The 17,156-nt window shown below is 39.3% G+C and carries 10 protein-coding genes; 4 read left to right on the plus strand and 6 right to left on the minus strand.

What is annotated here, in order from left to right:
• The first annotated feature begins 152 nt into the window (after nucleotides 1–152).
• Nucleotides 153–2,423, plus strand: a complete 2,271-nt coding sequence (locus L3Q70_RS19150; RefSeq protein ID WP_237115355.1) for a CHRD domain-containing protein — start codon at nucleotides 153–155, stop codon at nucleotides 2,421–2,423.
• Nucleotides 2,424–2,511: 88 nt separating this feature from the next.
• Here L3Q70_RS19150 and L3Q70_RS19155 read toward each other — a convergent pair whose 3' ends face one another.
• The 3 genes from L3Q70_RS19155 to L3Q70_RS19165 form a co-directional block, all read right to left on the minus strand.
• Entirely contained in the window at nucleotides 2,512–2,997 is a 486-nt protein-coding gene (locus L3Q70_RS19155; RefSeq protein WP_062567560.1) for a DUF6436 domain-containing protein, read from the minus strand.
• Nucleotides 2,998–3,010: 13 nt separating this feature from the next.
• Nucleotides 3,011–4,477 (minus strand): methyl-accepting chemotaxis protein, encoded by a 1,467-nt coding sequence (locus L3Q70_RS19160; protein WP_237115356.1) that lies wholly within the window; start codon nucleotides 4,475–4,477, stop codon nucleotides 3,011–3,013.
• Between the two features lie 76 nt (nucleotides 4,478–4,553).
• The gene (locus L3Q70_RS19165; protein ID WP_167346329.1) at nucleotides 4,554–5,108 is read right to left on the minus strand and encodes an isochorismatase family protein; all 555 of its coding nucleotides are present in this window, start codon (nucleotides 5,106–5,108) and stop codon (nucleotides 4,554–4,556) included.
• A gap of 170 nt (nucleotides 5,109–5,278) precedes the next feature.
• Between L3Q70_RS19165 and L3Q70_RS19170 the strand changes: the two genes are divergently transcribed.
• On the plus strand, nucleotides 5,279–9,814 hold the full coding sequence (locus tag L3Q70_RS19170) for an EAL domain-containing protein (RefSeq protein WP_237115357.1): 4,536 nt from the start codon (nucleotides 5,279–5,281) through the stop codon (nucleotides 9,812–9,814).
• On the opposite strand, the gene L3Q70_RS19175 is transcribed toward L3Q70_RS19170, so the two are convergent.
• The gene (locus L3Q70_RS19175) at nucleotides 9,792–12,575 is read right to left on the minus strand and encodes a response regulator (protein ID WP_237115358.1); all 2,784 of its coding nucleotides are present in this window, start codon (nucleotides 12,573–12,575) and stop codon (nucleotides 9,792–9,794) included. The two genes, L3Q70_RS19170 and L3Q70_RS19175, sit on opposite strands and share 23 nt — an antisense overlap.
• Nucleotides 12,576–12,637: 62 nt before the next feature.
• Nucleotides 12,638–13,531 carry a cation diffusion facilitator family transporter gene (locus tag L3Q70_RS19180; protein ID WP_062567564.1) on the minus strand — a complete coding sequence of 298 codons (894 nt, stop codon included), beginning with the start codon at nucleotides 13,529–13,531 and terminating at the stop codon, nucleotides 12,638–12,640.
• A gap of 210 nt (nucleotides 13,532–13,741) precedes the next feature.
• On the opposite strand from L3Q70_RS19180, the gene L3Q70_RS19185 reads away from it, so the two are divergent.
• The gene (locus tag L3Q70_RS19185; protein WP_237115359.1) at nucleotides 13,742–15,187 is read left to right on the plus strand and encodes a sensor domain-containing diguanylate cyclase; all 1,446 of its coding nucleotides are present in this window, start codon (nucleotides 13,742–13,744) and stop codon (nucleotides 15,185–15,187) included.
• Nucleotides 15,188–15,437: 250 nt separating this feature from the next.
• Here the strand turns inward: L3Q70_RS19185 and L3Q70_RS19190 are convergent, their stop codons facing one another.
• Nucleotides 15,438–16,400 (minus strand): AraC family transcriptional regulator, encoded by a 963-nt coding sequence (locus L3Q70_RS19190; protein ID WP_237115360.1) that lies wholly within the window; start codon nucleotides 16,398–16,400, stop codon nucleotides 15,438–15,440.
• 97 nt (nucleotides 16,401–16,497) lie between these two features.
• Between L3Q70_RS19190 and L3Q70_RS19195 the strand changes: the two genes are divergently transcribed.
• Nucleotides 16,498–16,818 carry a DUF962 domain-containing protein gene (locus L3Q70_RS19195; RefSeq protein WP_062567566.1) on the plus strand — a complete coding sequence of 107 codons (321 nt, stop codon included), beginning with the start codon at nucleotides 16,498–16,500 and terminating at the stop codon, nucleotides 16,816–16,818.
• Nucleotides 16,819–17,156 lie beyond the last annotated feature (338 nt).

The following is a 17,156-nucleotide window of genomic DNA, read 5'->3' on the forward strand; positions in this document are numbered from 1 at the left end:
CTTACTTCTTAAATTCGTCAAAAATCAATCCTAAAGGGGTGTGTTTTAACTTTTTAATAACCTTTTGTGATCGCTTTTTAAACACCTGTCGTAAGCCTTATTGAAATGGACACGTCGTACCGTCCGAACATACAAAGATATAAGGAAGAACGATGAAATACATACTCTTGGTAAGCAGCTTACTTCTAGTCACTGCTTGTAGTGATGATGACGACGATAATGAAGTGATTACCCCTCCCCCAGTACAAGAATTCAGTCCCAGCCAAACCTACTCTGTCACTTTGAGCGGCAAGCAAGAAGTACCAATGAATAACTCAATGCAAACCGCCACAGCAACCGTAGAGCTTGATGAAAGTTTAATGCAATTTCGTGCAACGCTAGATGCAAGCTCAGTAGAAGGGTTTAGTGCTGCGCACATTCATGATGGTGATTTGGGTGAGAATGGCGACGTTGCATTCGCTTTTGAAGCAACAAGTGAAGGTATGTATGAAGTGGCTATTACCGACCTTGATGAAAGCTCGATCGCTGATTTAATGGACGGGGATTGGTATATCAACCTCCACACTGAAGCATTTGCAGACGGCGAGCTCCGCGCACAAATAGTGCCAGATACAACGAGCATCATCACTTTCGCCTTAAATGGTAATCAGCAAGTTCCTATGAACGACACCGATGCGATGGGTTACGGTTACGCATCTTACGATAGTGCAAGTACAGAACTTAAACTTCGCGCAGTCACTATGGGTCTAGATGATGCAACAGCAGCGCACATCCACACAGGCAAATTAGGTTCAAATGGTGATGTGTTTGTGGTTTTAGAACAAGACGATGAAATTATGACTGATTGGGTTGTGCCTGAGGGAACCACCATTGACAGTGATACTCTTGCGGTGCTCTTAGATGGTGGACATTATGTGAACATTCACACCCCTGAATTTGCGAATGGCGAAATTCGCGGACAAATCCTGACTGATAATTACGCTGTGGCAACATTTGATCTTAGTGGTAAGCAAGAAGTGCCTATGGTAAACACCATGGCCAGTGGTGATGGCTACGCATTAGTAGACACAACTGACTACAGCGTAGAACTCACGGTTGTTACTTCAAACTTAGACGATGCAACTGCAGCACATATCCACACAGGTCGAATTGGCACTAATGGTGATGTACTCGTCGCTCTTGAACAATCAATGGGTGACAGTAACGTTTGGATGACTCCTGCAAATACCATGATAAATGCTGACATTTTTGCGGTGCTTGCTTCTGGTGGTCATTATGTAAATGTTCATACACCTGCTAATGCTGGCGGAGAACTACGAGGCCAAATACTTACCAACAACTTCGCGTTCACAAGCTTTACACTCAATGGTGAGCAAGAAGTACCTGCTGTTACCACCAATGCTAGTGGTGAAGCGTATGCTCTTATTAATATGAATAATTACGACCTCGAGCTTCGTGTAAACACAACAGGTGTAGATGACGCAACAGGCGCTCATATTCACACAGGTCGAATTGGCACTAATGGTGATGTACTTGTTGCACTTGAGCAGTCAACAACTGATGCCGGCACCTGGGTAACACCTGCCAATACAATGATAAACGCAGATATTTTTGCGGTACTTGCATCAGGTGGTCATTATGTAAATGTTCATACACCTGCTAATACAAGTGGTGAAATCAGAGGCCAAATTCTGACAGATAATTATCAATTAGTGACTTTCCCATTAACTGGCATGCAAGAAGTACCCGCAGTCGATACCATGGCGTCAGGCAGTGGTTATGCACTAGTCAATATGGATAATTACCACTTAGAGTTAAGAGCATTAACAGAGGGCGTAAGTGATGCAACTGCTGCGCACATCCACACTGGCCGCATTGGTATGAACGGTGATGTACTTGCGGCGTTAGAACAGTCAAGCGATAACATTAACCTATGGCAAACACCTGAAAACATCTTGATAGATGCAGATACTTTTGCAGTACTTTCATCAGGTGGCCACTACGTTAATGTGCACACGCCGGCTAATCCTAGCGGTGAGCTACGTGGGCAAATTTTAACTGATAACTATGTATTTGTGACCTTCCCGCTAAGCGGTGCACAAGAAGTACCAAGTGTTGTGACAAGCGCATCAGGTGATGGCTATGCATTAGTGAACACCCATGATTACAGTGTTGAACTACAAGTACTCACCTCAGGTGTGAGCGACGCCAGCGCAGCGCATATTCATACCGGTGTGACAGGTGAAAATGGCCCGGTATTGGTTGGCCTTGTGCAAGATAGCGATGATATGAATCGCTGGATGAGCAACGCTGGCTTGATGATTGATGCCGACACCTTTTCAGTACTCGCCTCTGGCGGTCATTATGTAAATGTACATACACCTGCTAACCCGAGTGGGGAAATTAGAGGCCAGATCCAGTAATCTATTCCTAATCCTGCTAATCCTAGTTGTTCTGAGGCCAATGTGATTTTGGCCTCTTTTTTTGTATCTGTTTGCTTAAAAGTTAAACTTAACCAATCTTACAATAACACCCTTTGGCATTAGAATTAACGAACTGACTATTAAAACCAGCACGTAAATTTTTAATTACCAACTCAACAAAACCGTTCTGACTCGAGCATGCTAAGCCTTTTGATAATGGCCCTGCATATGCCAACTCTTGATTATCTGAAATAAGTACCGCAGCCGGTTGCGCGGGTATAAGTGAAGACAAAGCCATACTCGGGGCTAGTTTTACTACTTTCACTCCCTGCTCGATAGCGTAGTCTGTTAAGCTCTGAATGTGCGCTTGTGAGCGCGCGGAACAGACACAGGTGTTTTCATCCACAATATACAAAGTATCGCCTTCGACTGCATTAAGCCCAACGGTATTTTGAAACAATGACAGCCAGTTTGGTTGCGACAGCGTGTTATCGGGGTCAAATGTTTCTGTTTGCTGGGTGTAAGCAAAAACTAAAGTAGCAAGCACAGTAACAACCCATAAAAGGGTCGCCACTGTTAATCTTATGCTATTTGAATTTAGCAATACCCTGCTCCAGCACATCAATACTGACATCAATTAACTGCACACGATCGGTTAGCTTTTCAATCATATGGTTATCATTGTCTTGATTAGCAATTAAGGCTTGTGAGTTCTCGGCAATTGCACGGGTGTTACCCGCTTGGTTTTGCACTACATGCGCAACCGATTGTGAGCTAGTGGCAGCACTATTTACTTGCTCCGTCATTTCAGTGATTTGTTGCTTCATTTGTGTGCTAATTGCCGATAGTTGCTCAATCAGAGTGATACTCCCTTGCATTGACTGAGTCGATGAAGCACTATTTTGCATCAAACTTTCAAGGGTTGTCGTTATTTTATCTGTGGTGTGTTTACTACGCGTTGCAAGGTTTCTAACTTCATCTGCGACCACAGCAAAACCGCGCCCCTGCTCACCGGCACGAGCCGCTTCAATAGCCGCGTTTAAAGCAAGGAGGTTGGTTTGCTCAGCAATCGATGAAATCTCATTCAGTAAGTCTGAGATATGGCTACATGCACTTACTAATAGTGCAATATTTTGATCTGCCTCTTTAAGGTTACTAGCAAGCTCAGCGGTTTTGTTGTCTGTATTCGCCACCTCATTTAATGCCTCGCTCGCACTTAAATGAAGCTTTTCAAACTGGGTTTGTAGTTCATTACTTTCTTGCTCAACATGGGCAAAGCCTTCAGCAACGCGCTCACCTGATTGTGCAATATCAGCCGATAACTGCTCTCGGTGCTGTGCTTGTTGGTGCAGTTCATCATGTACTTCAAGCAATTGTTTAGACTGATTTTTTAAAACACTACTTTGACTTTGTACATCACCAATTACACTTGAAACAAAACCAAGAAGACGATTGAAGCCCGCCACCGCTTCACTGTGACTCTCATCGGCTCTTAGACTAATATTAATACTGTTTTCATCCGCCATAATTTGCTCTGTAGTATTACTTAACGAGAGCCCTGCACTGCGTTCACGGTGCAATGTTTTAGCGATGTAGCCCGCAACAATAGCTTCAACAATGGCATATACAGCATGGATAAGTACGGTACTAAAATACAATCTGTCAGGGTCAAAAACATATAAACCCATTTCATTGATTTGTAAAAAATAAAAACTTAAATGATGAACGGCAACAAACGCAAGTGCAGTAATAAACACTCGCCACTCAACAAACATGATTAGCACAGCCATCAATATAAAAATTTCAAAGTGAACTTCAATAAGTCCATAGCTTTGTTGGATGTGTAAAAACGAAAACATCATGCAGCCAGCTGCAACCACATGAGCGGTCAATTTACTACTTGGGAAGCGGTACAGCATCCAAAGCGGCAAAGACAGCAAAAGTAAGCCTGTGACCACACCGGTTAACAAGGTTGAGTAGATAAACCCTAATACCAAAGACTCTACAAATAAAAGAAGAAACAAATAGGTAAAAAGGCGGCGCACACTTGTCATAGTTAAAGCCTTAATTATTAAATTATTTACAAAAATACAATTAACCGAGCCTATACGGTTTGATGCGTATCATGGTTCACTTTATTAATGGCAATAATGCTCTAAATTGTTCAGTTCCTGCTTTTTCTAACCATTGAAATAACACACTTTCGGTACAGGTTATTATAGCTCCAGCCTGCGTAAGTTGCTTTGTTGCTATGTTTTTATGGTGTGAGTTGCGCGATGCAATAGCGTCATCCACAATGAATAATTTAAAATCGGCAGTTAATAAATCTAAACACGTTTGTAAAACACAAACATGCGCTTCTGTCCCTGCAACAACAATTTGGGGACGATTAAAGCGCGATAGCGACTCTATAAAGTTTGGCTCTAAACAGGCACTAAAATGTATTTTTTCTATATTACAGCTTGTTGCCATAAAGTGGGCAAGCGATGGGTCGGTTGCACCCAGTTTTTCAGGATTTTGCTCCGTAAAAACCACTGGAATATCAAAAAGAGATGCCCCTTTTAAAAGCTTTTCGGTATTATTAACAACCTCTGCAAACTCGCTAATAACAGGAGAAAGCCCTGCTTGTTCATCAATGATAAGTAAAATCGTTTGCGTTTTTTGACATATAAATGGATGACGCATAAAAGGCCTTGGGTCATTTTTAATTAATGTATTTATAGCACATAGATACATTTGTGTGCCTTAATTAACATTATGCTAAATTATCTTTTCTTACACGTTAATTACGTGCATATTTGTGCTATATTTTACTAAAAGTTTTGTGCAAATAATCATTTAGGGTTCAACATTCGGTGCCTAAACACTTTCTCCTAATTTTCATTTTTACTCTGTTAGTATTCCCTAACGTTGCGAATGCGCAAAATTATGCTTTGCAAATTCAGCGACTTTCAACAGATGAAGGCTTAACTCAAGGCTCTGTTACTAAAGTTGTTCAAGATGATCTCGGTTTTATATGGATTGGTACTTACCAAGGTTTAAATCGTTATGACGGTTACCAGGTATCTCCATTTTCAGGAGAGCACATACTCGATCAGCGACAAATTGCCTTCATGGCAAAGACTAACAATGGAAAACTATTTGTAAGTACCGAGTTTTCAGGGGCTTTTTTAATTGACCCAAAATCTTTGCATGTTGAAAAAATCTATTCAGGAAAACTAAACCCTGAAGATAATTTTTTCTCACCTATATTGGCTTTCGATGAAAGTGATAACGATTACTTTTTCGCTATAAACCAACACGTTTACTCCTACCACAAGCAATCAAAAAAGTTTTTACATGAATTCTCGATAAATAAAGAGGAACATTTTGTTCGCTCTCTGAAACTCTATGAAAACTCTCTATTTATAGGTACCTCAAATGGGCTGTTTTCTAAGAATCTCGCTGATGAGCATATTTCGTATATTCCATTGGCAAGTCAAAAAACCATCAACGATGACAACAAAAACGTTAAATTTTTGCATATCGATAAACAGCTAGGACTTCTCGTCGGAACGGTGGAAGGAATGTATAACATCCCTTTTAACAACAAAGAGTTACTTGAATATGACAAAGCGAGGTTACTCATTCCAAAGCTCAATATATGGGATTATACCGACAGCCCTTTTGGTGAATATATAGTGACCGAAAAAGGCTTATTTGAATTTAATCGACAAACACTAGACGCTGAATTTGTTTTACGTTTCGACCAAAGCAAATTCAACATGACCGATAACACTATACCAGATGTCATGGTTGATAAAACGGGTCTGCTTTGGCTTGCGTCACGTTCGCAAGGGGTATTCACTTGGTCTACTTTGGCCAAGCGCTTTAAACATATCCAGTTGAAGAATGAACAAAGTTATTACGACAATAACATTTGGTCAATTATCCAAGATGACAATAATACCCTTTGGATTGGTACCGATAACGGCTTAATGAAATACAACCAGTTAACTAAAAAAACTACTGCGTACTTAGTTAACAATGATGAAAAAGCATTTCATGGTGAGCATGGTATTTATGGTATTAGCAAAGCACAACTAGATGATAATAACCGTTACCTATGGCTGATGAAGTATGTTGGATTGACGCTGTTTGACAAAAAAACAGGCAAGACAATACCCATTAACGGCAGTGAAAAAACAAAGGCATTTTTATCTACAGAGCCTAGTTGGGGTTTTCACGTTATAAAACCTGACCAATTTGCCTTTATAACGAATGACGAGTTTTACACTTATAACGGTAAAACTGGCGAATTAAATGTCATTAAAGGGCTTAAAGAGCAAGTAGATATAATCAATGCAAATTCATTTTTAAAGCCTTTCCCCAATTATCCTGATGAGTATGTGCTTAACCTGTCGGGTAAGCTCTATCGTTACAATGAATCCACCCAAAAGTTAACGCTAATATATAAAGTAGAAAACTATAACCCTTTAGCTTTCTTTCTAATAGATGACTGGGTCATCGATCACAATAATATGTTATGGCTAGCTTCATCACATGAAGGTTTAATAGGCTTAGACGCTGAAACCTATGAAGTTAAGCATCGTTTTGGGCAAGCATCTGGCTTACAGGCTAAATCAGTTTTTGGGCTTCAAATAGATCGTTTTGGGTTTTTATGGTTTAGCTCTCAAAACGGTTTATATCGTTTAGATTTGAGCTCATTTACGTTAGATCGCTATTTTATACGAGACGGTCTATCCGTTAACGAGTTTAATATAGATGCAGATACAACACTCGCTAATGGGCAAATAGCATTTGGTTCAACCCGTGGCGTCTTACTTGTCTCGCCAGAAGATTTTCTTTCTTCGCCAGTCAGTACGCAGAAAAACGCAACTGAAATTACCAGTGTTTCACTCTTATCAAGAGAGCTTAACTATCACCCCTATAAATACGCTGATAATGCGCTGCAACTCACCGCAGATGATATAGGCTTAGAGGTCACTTTTTCTAACTTTGACACATTAAATAAAGACACCACACGATATAAAGTGACTTTAGAAGGCCCTACGTCATTACAATACGACAAACTAACGACTAATAAGGTACTTTTTACAAAGCTTCCTCCTGGTGATTATGTGTTGTCGGTTTCATCTACTTCAGAGCTCACTAAAGCTGACACTGCAACCCGCCAGTTAAGGTTCAACGTGGCATATGCAATGTGGTCCTCTCCGTTTGCAATCGCTTGCTACACAGTGATTGTTTTGGCTATTTTATTTATTATTTTTTGGCAGTATCGTGCTCGTCAGCAAACAATCCGAAAAGCGCATGATGAGATCGTAAAATCCCAGCAACAAACTGAGCTTGCACTAAGTAGTAATAACAGTGGTGTATGGGAAGCTAACCTTAAAAATATGACTATACACCATAACCGTATAGCGGCTGAATTAGGTTATAAAGAATACGAGGATACAATTAAACTCACTGAATTTTTAAACCTGATTCACCCTCATGATCGACGCTTATTCATCAATCAATGGGACTCTTTTTCTAAACAGCTCAATCAACAACAGTGGAATGTAACCTACCGTCTAAGACACAAAGCAGGTCAATGGTTATGGTATCAAGATCTTGGCCGTGTCGTTGCAGCGGATGAAAATAATACACCGCTGAAAATATCAGGAATATATAGCAATATTACTGAGCAAAAAGCAAATGCACAGCAAGCCGCCGTGCTTGGGGAAGCCTTCGGTCAAATAAATGATTGGCTACTTATTTTAGATAATCAATTAAAGCCTTTTTCAGCTAATGCCAGTTTCAGCGAAGCCTTTGCCACACCGAATAACATTGCAGACTTGAGCTTAAAAGACTTCTTAGGTGCGATAGGAAAAGCGCACTACGTTGAGTTTTTGACTGTTTTAAAAACCCTCAAACCCAAACAAAACTGGAAGACAGAGGCATTTATCCGCACCTTAAAAAGTCCCGCTCACCCAGTACACATAAGTGTTACAGCCGTAGCAAAAGATCAGCAAACAATTAATTACTACGTTATCGTAATATCAGATCTAACAGAGCAAAAACGTGCCGAAGATGAGCTTAGATACCTAGCTAACTATGACCCTTTAACAGGCTTACCTAATCGTACGTTAATGCATTCTAAAATAAATATCTGTATTAATGAGGCCAGCAAAGAGAATAAATTAGCCGCTCTGTTGTTTATCGACCTAGATAAATTTAAACCTGTCAATGACTCTTTTGGTCATGCGGTGGGCGATCAGTTACTGTGCAACATCACCAGAAGAGTGAGTTTAATTTTACCTGACAATGCAATAATAGGCAGGCAAAGTGGTGATGAATTTTTAGTGCTAGTGCAAGACTTACACTCGCCTCAAAGCTTAAGTACCTTAGTTAAATCACTCACCGATGAACTAGGTAATAAAGTGGTTATTGAAGATTTTTCTATCAATATATCGGCCAGCATCGGGGTTGCTCTGTATCCATTTGATGCAACAACTGCGGATGACTTAATTCGCAACGCTGATATTGCAATGATGCATGCAAAACAGTCTGGCCGTAACAACTTTAAATATTTCACAGAGCAAATGAATAACCAGCTCACTAAAAAGTTGTTACTCGAAAACGCACTAAAAGATGCTTTTAAAGATGACGAGCTATTTAATAACTATCAGCCGATTGTTAATGCTAGGAATAAAACCATCAACGGTGTTGAGCTTTTAATGCGCTGGAAAAACGAGCAAGGATTTGTCTCCCCCGCCGAATTTATTCCTATCGCTGAAGAAATCGGTTTAATTGATGTCTTAACAGAGCAAGCACTTGAGCGCGCATTAACCGAGCTCAAGCCCCTTTTACGTGCGAACCCTCGCTTTTATTTGTCGTTAAATTTATCACCGATGCATATTTTGAAGTCAAACCTTACAGAGCGTCTGTTGATGATACTGAATAATCATTTGATAAAACCAATTCAGCTGCGCTTGGAGATCACTGAGAGCACCTTACTTGAGGATAAAATAAAAGCATCAAAGCAGTTACAAAAATTAAAAAATGCGGGTTTTAAACTGTTACTGGATGACTTCGGGACAGGCTATTCTTCATTAACCTATTTAAGCCAATTTCCTATCGATGTTATAAAAATAGATCAAAGCTTTGTGCGTAACATTGGCCAAGATAAAAGTAACGAGTCAATCATCAAAACCATTCATGCGCTATCGACAAATTTAGGGCTTTATTGTATTGCTGAAGGTGTCGAAACCACAGAACAAATTAAGTTCTTAGAGAAGATGGGTTGTGAAGATCTACAAGGATATTATTTTGCTAAGCCCATGCTGATCGATGAGCTTAACAAGGAGTCTACCATCCAAGCTATTATTAGCCGTCTAAACGCGCTTTAAACCACTTATTTAGACAATTATATAGCTCATCTTTATTAATAGGCTTAGAAATAAAATCATCCATTCCTGCTTCAATGCAACGCTTTTGATCATCTTCAAAAGCGTTTGCGGTAATCGCAATTATAACAGCTCGCCCATAGCGTTCTGGCGCTAATTTAATCGCTTGAGTGCACTGATAACCGTCCATATTTGGCATCTGACAGTCCATTAAAATAATGTCAGCCACAAAGCTCTCTAAGGCTTTAAGTGCTTCTACACCATCACTCGCTTGTTGAATTGTACACTGAGTTTCATGCATCATTTTATTGAGTACCAGTTGATTAACTGGATTATCCTCAACTATCAGTACATTGACACCTGCTAGCTCTGGCTTCTGAACAGATTGATTATCTACAAGCGTGGATTCACTTATTTGAGCAGGTACACAAAGTGTAAACACACTGCCCTTACCTTGTTCACTTTGAAGTTTCAGCTCACCTTTCATTAACTCTATAATACGCTTTGAAATCGCTAAACCAAGCCCAGTACCACCGTACTTTCGGGTTGTAGAAATATCAGCCTGAGTAAACTCAGTGAAAAGTATAGCTTGCTGGTCTGGCGAAATACCAATGCCCGTGTCACGAATACATACTTCAATTATTCCATCTTTGTAACGACTGGATAAAGTAATTTCACCTGAATCGGTAAACTTACCCGCATTACTTAAAATATTATTAATAACTTGGCTGAAGCGAAGCGGATCTAAGCTAACGTAATCGGGAATGTCTTTTGATATATCAAGTTCAAACGAAACGTTAGGCTTCACACACGTATTACTAAACACTTGCGCTAACTTATATAACAGCTTTTTCACCTCTACAGCACGATATTCTAATTTTAGTGCTCCAGCTTCAATTTTTGAAAAGTCTAAAATATCGTTAAGTATCAATAATAAATTGTTGGCACTTTGATGCACCATTGCCAGCTCTTCGCGTTCTTTTTCTGGTAAGGTTTGATTATCAAGAAGCAACTGCGTCATGCCTAAAATACCATTTAACGGCGTCCTTATCTCGTGGCTCATATTGGCTAAAAATTGCGATTTTGTTTTATTGGCATGATTTGCAGTTTTAACGGCCTCTACCAACTCATTTGTTTTATCACTAACTTGGCGTTCCAATTGTGCATTAAAGTCCTTAAGCTTGCTGTTAAGGTGCTCATTTTCATGGTTTACTTGACGTAGGCGGCTAAAGCTCAGTGTTAGTTTATTAGCTAAATTAGCAAACTGTGATTGCAACCTGCTTACTTCAAGCCAAGTATTAGGCAAATATGCATCTGTATTTGCCTGCTCAGGTTCAAATTTATCAATTTGTTCAGCTAACTTTGAAATAGGCGCAACCAACCAGCGGCTAAGCTGGGTTATAAAAATACTGGTCAATAAGATAATAAATACAATCATTACAATTGACTGCCCCCAAGCATGCACTGCAACATTGTTAGCATACTTGCGATTAAGCATAGTCAACACCACCCAGTTGTGCTCTGATGATCGTGCTTGACGAACATAAAACTGCTGCTCACTATCAGGGTTAAGCACCTTAAAGCGAGTCTCATCTGCAAACCCGCTCAACTCATTGTCTTTAATTTCCTGTAATTCAATAAAGTCATCTAAGGAGCTGTAAACCACTTTATTCATTGAATCTAACACGACTAACTCACCTTGATGGCTGAATAAACTAGGTCGTAACTTTGAAAAGTAATCAAACATCAATGAGCCTTCAACAATTCCTGTAAAGGTATCTTTAATATAGATAGGAGCAGAAACAGCCACGATAGGAAGCGCACCAAACCCACGTCCTTTAAAAATAGAAGACACATACCCAAGCCTATGGTTAGGAGCATTAAAAAAGTAGTCTCTATCTGAAACATTTGGTTGGATCTTAGATTGCTCTAGACTAATTGCTAAAGATTTAGGATAAAAATGAGTCACATCAGCAACTGCATTTGTAATGATTTGCGTTCTAAAATCAGGATATAACTGCGCCATGTTCTCTAACATTGCTTGTTTAGGAGCGCCTAAAGCAATACTTTTTGCAGTTAAAAGAACACCTTTTTTATGGTGCTCTAAGTGAGTATCTATGGTCTGCGATATTTCTTGTGCTTTTTCATAAAGTTGAGAATTGATCTCATACTCAATGCGTGAATAGTGATTATTGGTTAATACTATAGACGTTAAAATAACGACCAAAATAATGAGTAAAGTTACTATATAGTTGAGTATTTTATATAACGAAGAATAGTATTTATACCATGAGTAACGGCTAAAGAAGAAGCTCAATAAATCAATGACAGACAAGTAAATCGCTGCATTGAGGCTGTATTTTGCCAAGGCTATGGCAATAGTCAAAATTGGCAAGCCCAATGTGAAATGACCAAAACTCCAAAGTAAGGGCAAGCCGACTATAAACCAAAATATCATACCGCGCAGGAACACAGGTCGGGCTTTACTTAAACAAAAAACGTGCAAAAAGATAAGTTCAAGAGCAAATACAACTGAGGGCCATGCATGCCCCCAACGATAAAAAATAAAGCCAGTGCTTATCACAAATGTGATAAGCGCAAATCGCCAACCAAATAGCAGTAAACTTAGGATGACAAAAAATTGCCCTAACAAAAATTCGGAGCTATCTAAGAAAAAGATAGGAAGTAGATTGGTAACACCCGCAACAGCTCCTAACAACACAGCTGCAAAAAAGCTAAAATATGGCGGTTTATGGACTAGCAAAGGCGGTACCCTATCTTATAGTGATACCTTTAAATTAAAAGAAAAAAAGGTAATTTGCCACCTTAATTAATAGGGTGGCATTCATGGCTTTCAATTTGTAAGACACTTTTCGCAACTTTAAAGCGCGAAAGTAAAAGCTTTTCGACTTTTAGGCGACACGCTTCATCATGTTTTTCTACTGTACAGTGCTGTTTTAACACGACATGCGCGCCGACAATGACAGTGTTATCCTGACGAACAACCGTTACATTATGCACATTTTGAACATGCTCAATTGAAGCTATGCTTTTTTCAACCTCAGCCACATTAGGCAGTTTACTATTATTTTCAACTAGGCCTTTAATGCAACGTATTATTACTTTGACACCCGTGAATAAAACGAAAGAGGCAATTAACATGCTCGAAATAATATCGATTTCAGCCCAGCCAGTAAGGTAAATCAAAATTCCTGCAAAAAAAGTTGAAACCGTTGAAATTAAATCAAAAAACGAGTGAAGAAACACCGCGTATACATTAATGCTCGCTTTGCGCCCTTTGTAAAGAACCCAAGCTGCGGCACCATGAAATAAAAAGCCAATAGCTGAAATAACAGACATTAGATAGCTATTAATTTCGAGATGATTACCTTCATTATGGTGTAGGTATCGCTCACCACCTTCGTATAAAATAACCAAACTAATACTTAAGTACAGAATACCATTGATTAAACCGCCTGTTAGTTCTGCACGTTGATAACCATCATTAAAGTTTTTGGCAAAATGTATCGCCATTGACGACGCTATTAACGCGATAAATAAAGAACTATTATGGACAAACAAATGCCCCGCATCAGCAAGCACTGCTAACGAGTTTGAAAAATACGCACCAATGATCTGAATTACCATAAACGAGCAAGTAATGGCTAAAGCAATTAGCAAGCGACGTCTAGATGCTTGGTGAGTCGTAATATCTGTCATGAAGAAGAGATAAACCTATTCGCTGGAAAAAGAGTAATGATATACAGTCTCAATTGTAATACGTGACGCCACTAAACGCACTAAAAACTTATTTATCTCTTACGCTGCGCATGTTTTTAGCTTTCTGATTGAGAGAAAAGAAAATTTTATATCAATATTTTGTTAAAAATTGTAACCTTATACCGTGTATTGGTTTTAGGTCGTTTTTTAATGAGTTCAATTGAGCAAACATGGCAGACTCTCGCAGCATTACCGATAGCTATCATCATGTTTGATCAGCAACACAATCGTTTCTATTTTAACTTACCGGCACAGTCGCTATTCTCAATTGAAGAGCAACTAAGCTCAGATGAACTCAACCTAACTCATCTTGCACTTAATAACGCGCTAAGTAGCGAATCACTAGGCATTACCGACTTATTGCCAAGTTCGTACAACAAATATCCCTTGTTTGTAACCCTCACCAACCGACGTACTCAGTCAGCCAAACTGCTCGACCTAAAATTTGCAACACTTTGTGATTCCCTTTATATCACTGTGTGTGAACCTCGTACATTACCTAGCCAAGCCCAAAGCCAAGACTTCGATGAGCTGATTTCTCAGATTTCAACAGAACTTATCGATATCCAAAACGAAAATATGAGTCAGCAAATAGAAAAGGCACTGCAAACAATAGGCTTAAACTGCCATGCTGACCGTACTTACATTTTTGAATTTAGTGATGACGGATTATCGATGAGTAACACCTACGAGTGGGTAAACGATGGTATTACGCCCTTTAAAGAGCACCTACAGAATATCCCAAAAGATTCTTTACCTTATTTTTTTCAGCAAATGCACACTCAGCATATTTTTAACGCATCAAACACCGCTGAATTACCCCCTGAAGCCAGCGCAGAGAAAATGGAGTTCACTAACGAGGGAATTCAATCTGTTATATGTATTGGCTTAGTCGTCGAAAAAACATTATTTGGCTTCATCGGTTGTGACTGCGTTAATAAAGCCCGTCAATGGTCTCAAACAGATTTGTTAAGAATAAAACTCGTCGGCGACATGATCACAAATGCATTAAAAAATATGCAATATAAAAATAAACTTGAAAAGATACAAAAGCTGTTACTTGCTGCAAATAAAGAGTTGCATGAGCAAGCTCATAGAGACAGTCTGACCGAAATTGCTAATCGTCGACAACTCGATACTACCCTACAACAAGAATTAAAACGCTGTGCCCGCAGCAGACTCTCGTTAAGCTTAATTCTGTGTGATATTGACTCATTTAAATTGTATAACGATACGCTAGGTCATCAACAAGGTGATCAAGCATTAAAGCGCGTTGCTAAAACCCTTGAAGAAAATTGTCAGCGTCCAGGAGACTTAGCAGCCAGATACGGTGGTGAAGAGTTCGCTATTATTCTCCCCGCTACTAATAAGCAAGAAGCCTTTTTATTCTGCCAAAAGTTACAGCTAGCGATTAAACGACTCGCAATTAAACACCCTAATTCTAAAGTGAACCCGTTACTAACATTAAGCTTTGGTATTTACTCATGCCAACCTAATGCGCACAACGTAGCTGATCATACGCTTATTATGGCCGACAAAGCACTTTACCGAGCAAAGCAAAATGGCCGTAACCGCATAGAAGAAATGGCTGAGTAATTTAACTTTGAGTTTTAAATTTTTTTACACTTTAAACTGGTTTGCTTATTATTCTTTTTATACCGATACGCTTAATTAAGCGAGCTATTTTCAGGCAATCAAAGCTCGTAGGTAACAAGGCAAAATTGCGTTCTTTAAATTGTGCTGTGCAATTGCTCCTACATTGCTGTATCTCCTGCATCCATACAACCCAAAATGAGAACTTTTTAACGCAGATAGCGAAAGGTTAACCCCATAAAACAATTAAATATTACTGCGAATTTGGTTTTAATTCTTGCCTGTATGTCTTTGGTGACACGCCATACCAACGATTAAATGCATGATAAAATGCGCTCACTTCTGAGTAACCACATAAAAACGCTATTTCAGTGAGTGATAAGTCTGTTTCAACTAAAAGTGTGGTGCTTCTTTGTTGTCTTAAGTTCGCCAGTTCTTGGCTGAAGTTAGTTCCTTCTTTAGCAAGACGCCGTTGCAAGGTTTTTTCACTCATATTGAGCGCCTTTGCCATATCTTTACAGCCAAACTCCCCTAGGGTTAAATGCTCTTCAAGTAAAATACGCAAAACATGACTGACATTACTTTGTGTAGCAACTTTGATTTGACCCGCAATAAATGGCTGCGCATCGGTTTGCTCACAAAAAAATAAGCTGTGAGTTTTGGCTCCATACTCGACAGGGCAATTAAAATGTTCATTTATTTCAGCAAGATGCTCTTTTCGCTGTAAACAAATACGCGATGGATGCCAGTTTTTTCCTTTTACAGTACGTGCTATTTTCAAACAAAATGCCATTGGTGCCTCATAACTTAACAATGACATATCACGCTCACCATCACTGAAATTAAAGCGCAATTCATACTCAGCACCATGATCAATTAACGACACATTATGCGTATCCCCCATCAACTTTTGATAGCGTAAAATAAGCCGAAAGGCACTGAGTAATTGCGTTGACTGAATAATCGCCATCCCTACCACAGGTATGGCTCGCACATTCATAGTACTACCAACATATATGCCTAAATGAATATCAGGCAACATCGCCTGAGCTTGCTTCCAAAGCGTACTTACACTAGCTTGCGGATAACGAGCTGTTTGGCTGCTTAGATCATTCAGCGATATATGGGCTTGTGAAAATAGCGCATTGATGGGTAAACCTTGCCACTTGAATGACTCAGCCATGGCGCGTAGCCACCAGCTTGATAAGGTACGCATACGTGTCTCTAACAAACAATTTAATGACCTATAATATCAAGTAAGTTAGAAAACAAAAGCCTATTGTTAACCTGTAATTAACAACGGAGACAACAATATGGGCACCGTCGCAAGTAAACGCGAGTTCGCAAACTTTAAAGAGTTTTACCCTTACTACTTACAAGAACACAAAAATAAGGTATGTCGACGCTTACACTTCATTGGCAGCTGGTTTGTGTTGGCTATCTTGTTTGCTGCACTTTACCAACAGCAATACAGTTGGCTCATTTTCTGCCCGCTAATCGGCTACGGTTTTGCTTGGGTAGGTCACTTCTTTTTTGAAAAAAACCGCCCTGCCACGTTTACTCACCCTTTTTATAGCTTTATTGGCGACTGGGTGATGTTTAAAGACATTATTGTTCGTAAGGTCCCATTTTAGGAAGTAACTATGACTATAAAACACACAGTATCAGAGCAATAATGGCAAGCTCGCCATATTAATTGCCAGTAATAATGATGGGTTATGGCTATTCCTAGCGCTACATATAGCATAGTTATGTTCGTAACAGGCTATGTGTTTTGTATCTTGTTTAATGCCCATCCGAATATACAAACTCCTATTTTGGGAAAACGCTAAAACTGATCACCTGCCTCTACTCATGCACCTAATTTGGGGTGCATTTACATAAATAAAGCCACATCAATTTTTTCAATATATTTATCTATTTATTTAAGTGCTTACGTTTTTTAGCTATTTAGCTTTAGCGTATTTAAGTA

The organism is Pseudoalteromonas sp. CF6-2 (assembly GCF_021729425.1).
GTDB lineage: Bacteria > Pseudomonadota > Gammaproteobacteria > Enterobacterales > Alteromonadaceae > Pseudoalteromonas > Pseudoalteromonas arabiensis.

Coding starts and splice junctions, on each gene's coding strand:
- L3Q70_RS19165 (WP_167346329.1), bottom strand. CDS start 5,108: ATGCGTCATCCATTTATATGTCAAAAAACGCAAACGATTTTACTTATC.
- L3Q70_RS19185 (WP_237115359.1), top strand. CDS start 13,742: ATGAGTTCAATTGAGCAAACATGGCAGACTCTCGCAGCATTACCGATA.
- L3Q70_RS19190 (WP_237115360.1), bottom strand. CDS start 16,400: ATGCGTACCTTATCAAGCTGGTGGCTACGCGCCATGGCTGAGTCATTC.
- L3Q70_RS19160 (WP_237115356.1), bottom strand. CDS start 4,477: ATGACAAGTGTGCGCCGCCTTTTTACCTATTTGTTTCTTCTTTTATTT.
- L3Q70_RS19180 (WP_062567564.1), bottom strand. CDS start 13,531: ATGACAGATATTACGACTCACCAAGCATCTAGACGTCGCTTGCTAATT.
- L3Q70_RS19195 (WP_062567566.1), top strand. CDS start 16,498: ATGGGCACCGTCGCAAGTAAACGCGAGTTCGCAAACTTTAAAGAGTTT.
- L3Q70_RS19150 (WP_237115355.1), top strand. CDS start 153: ATGAAATACATACTCTTGGTAAGCAGCTTACTTCTAGTCACTGCTTGT.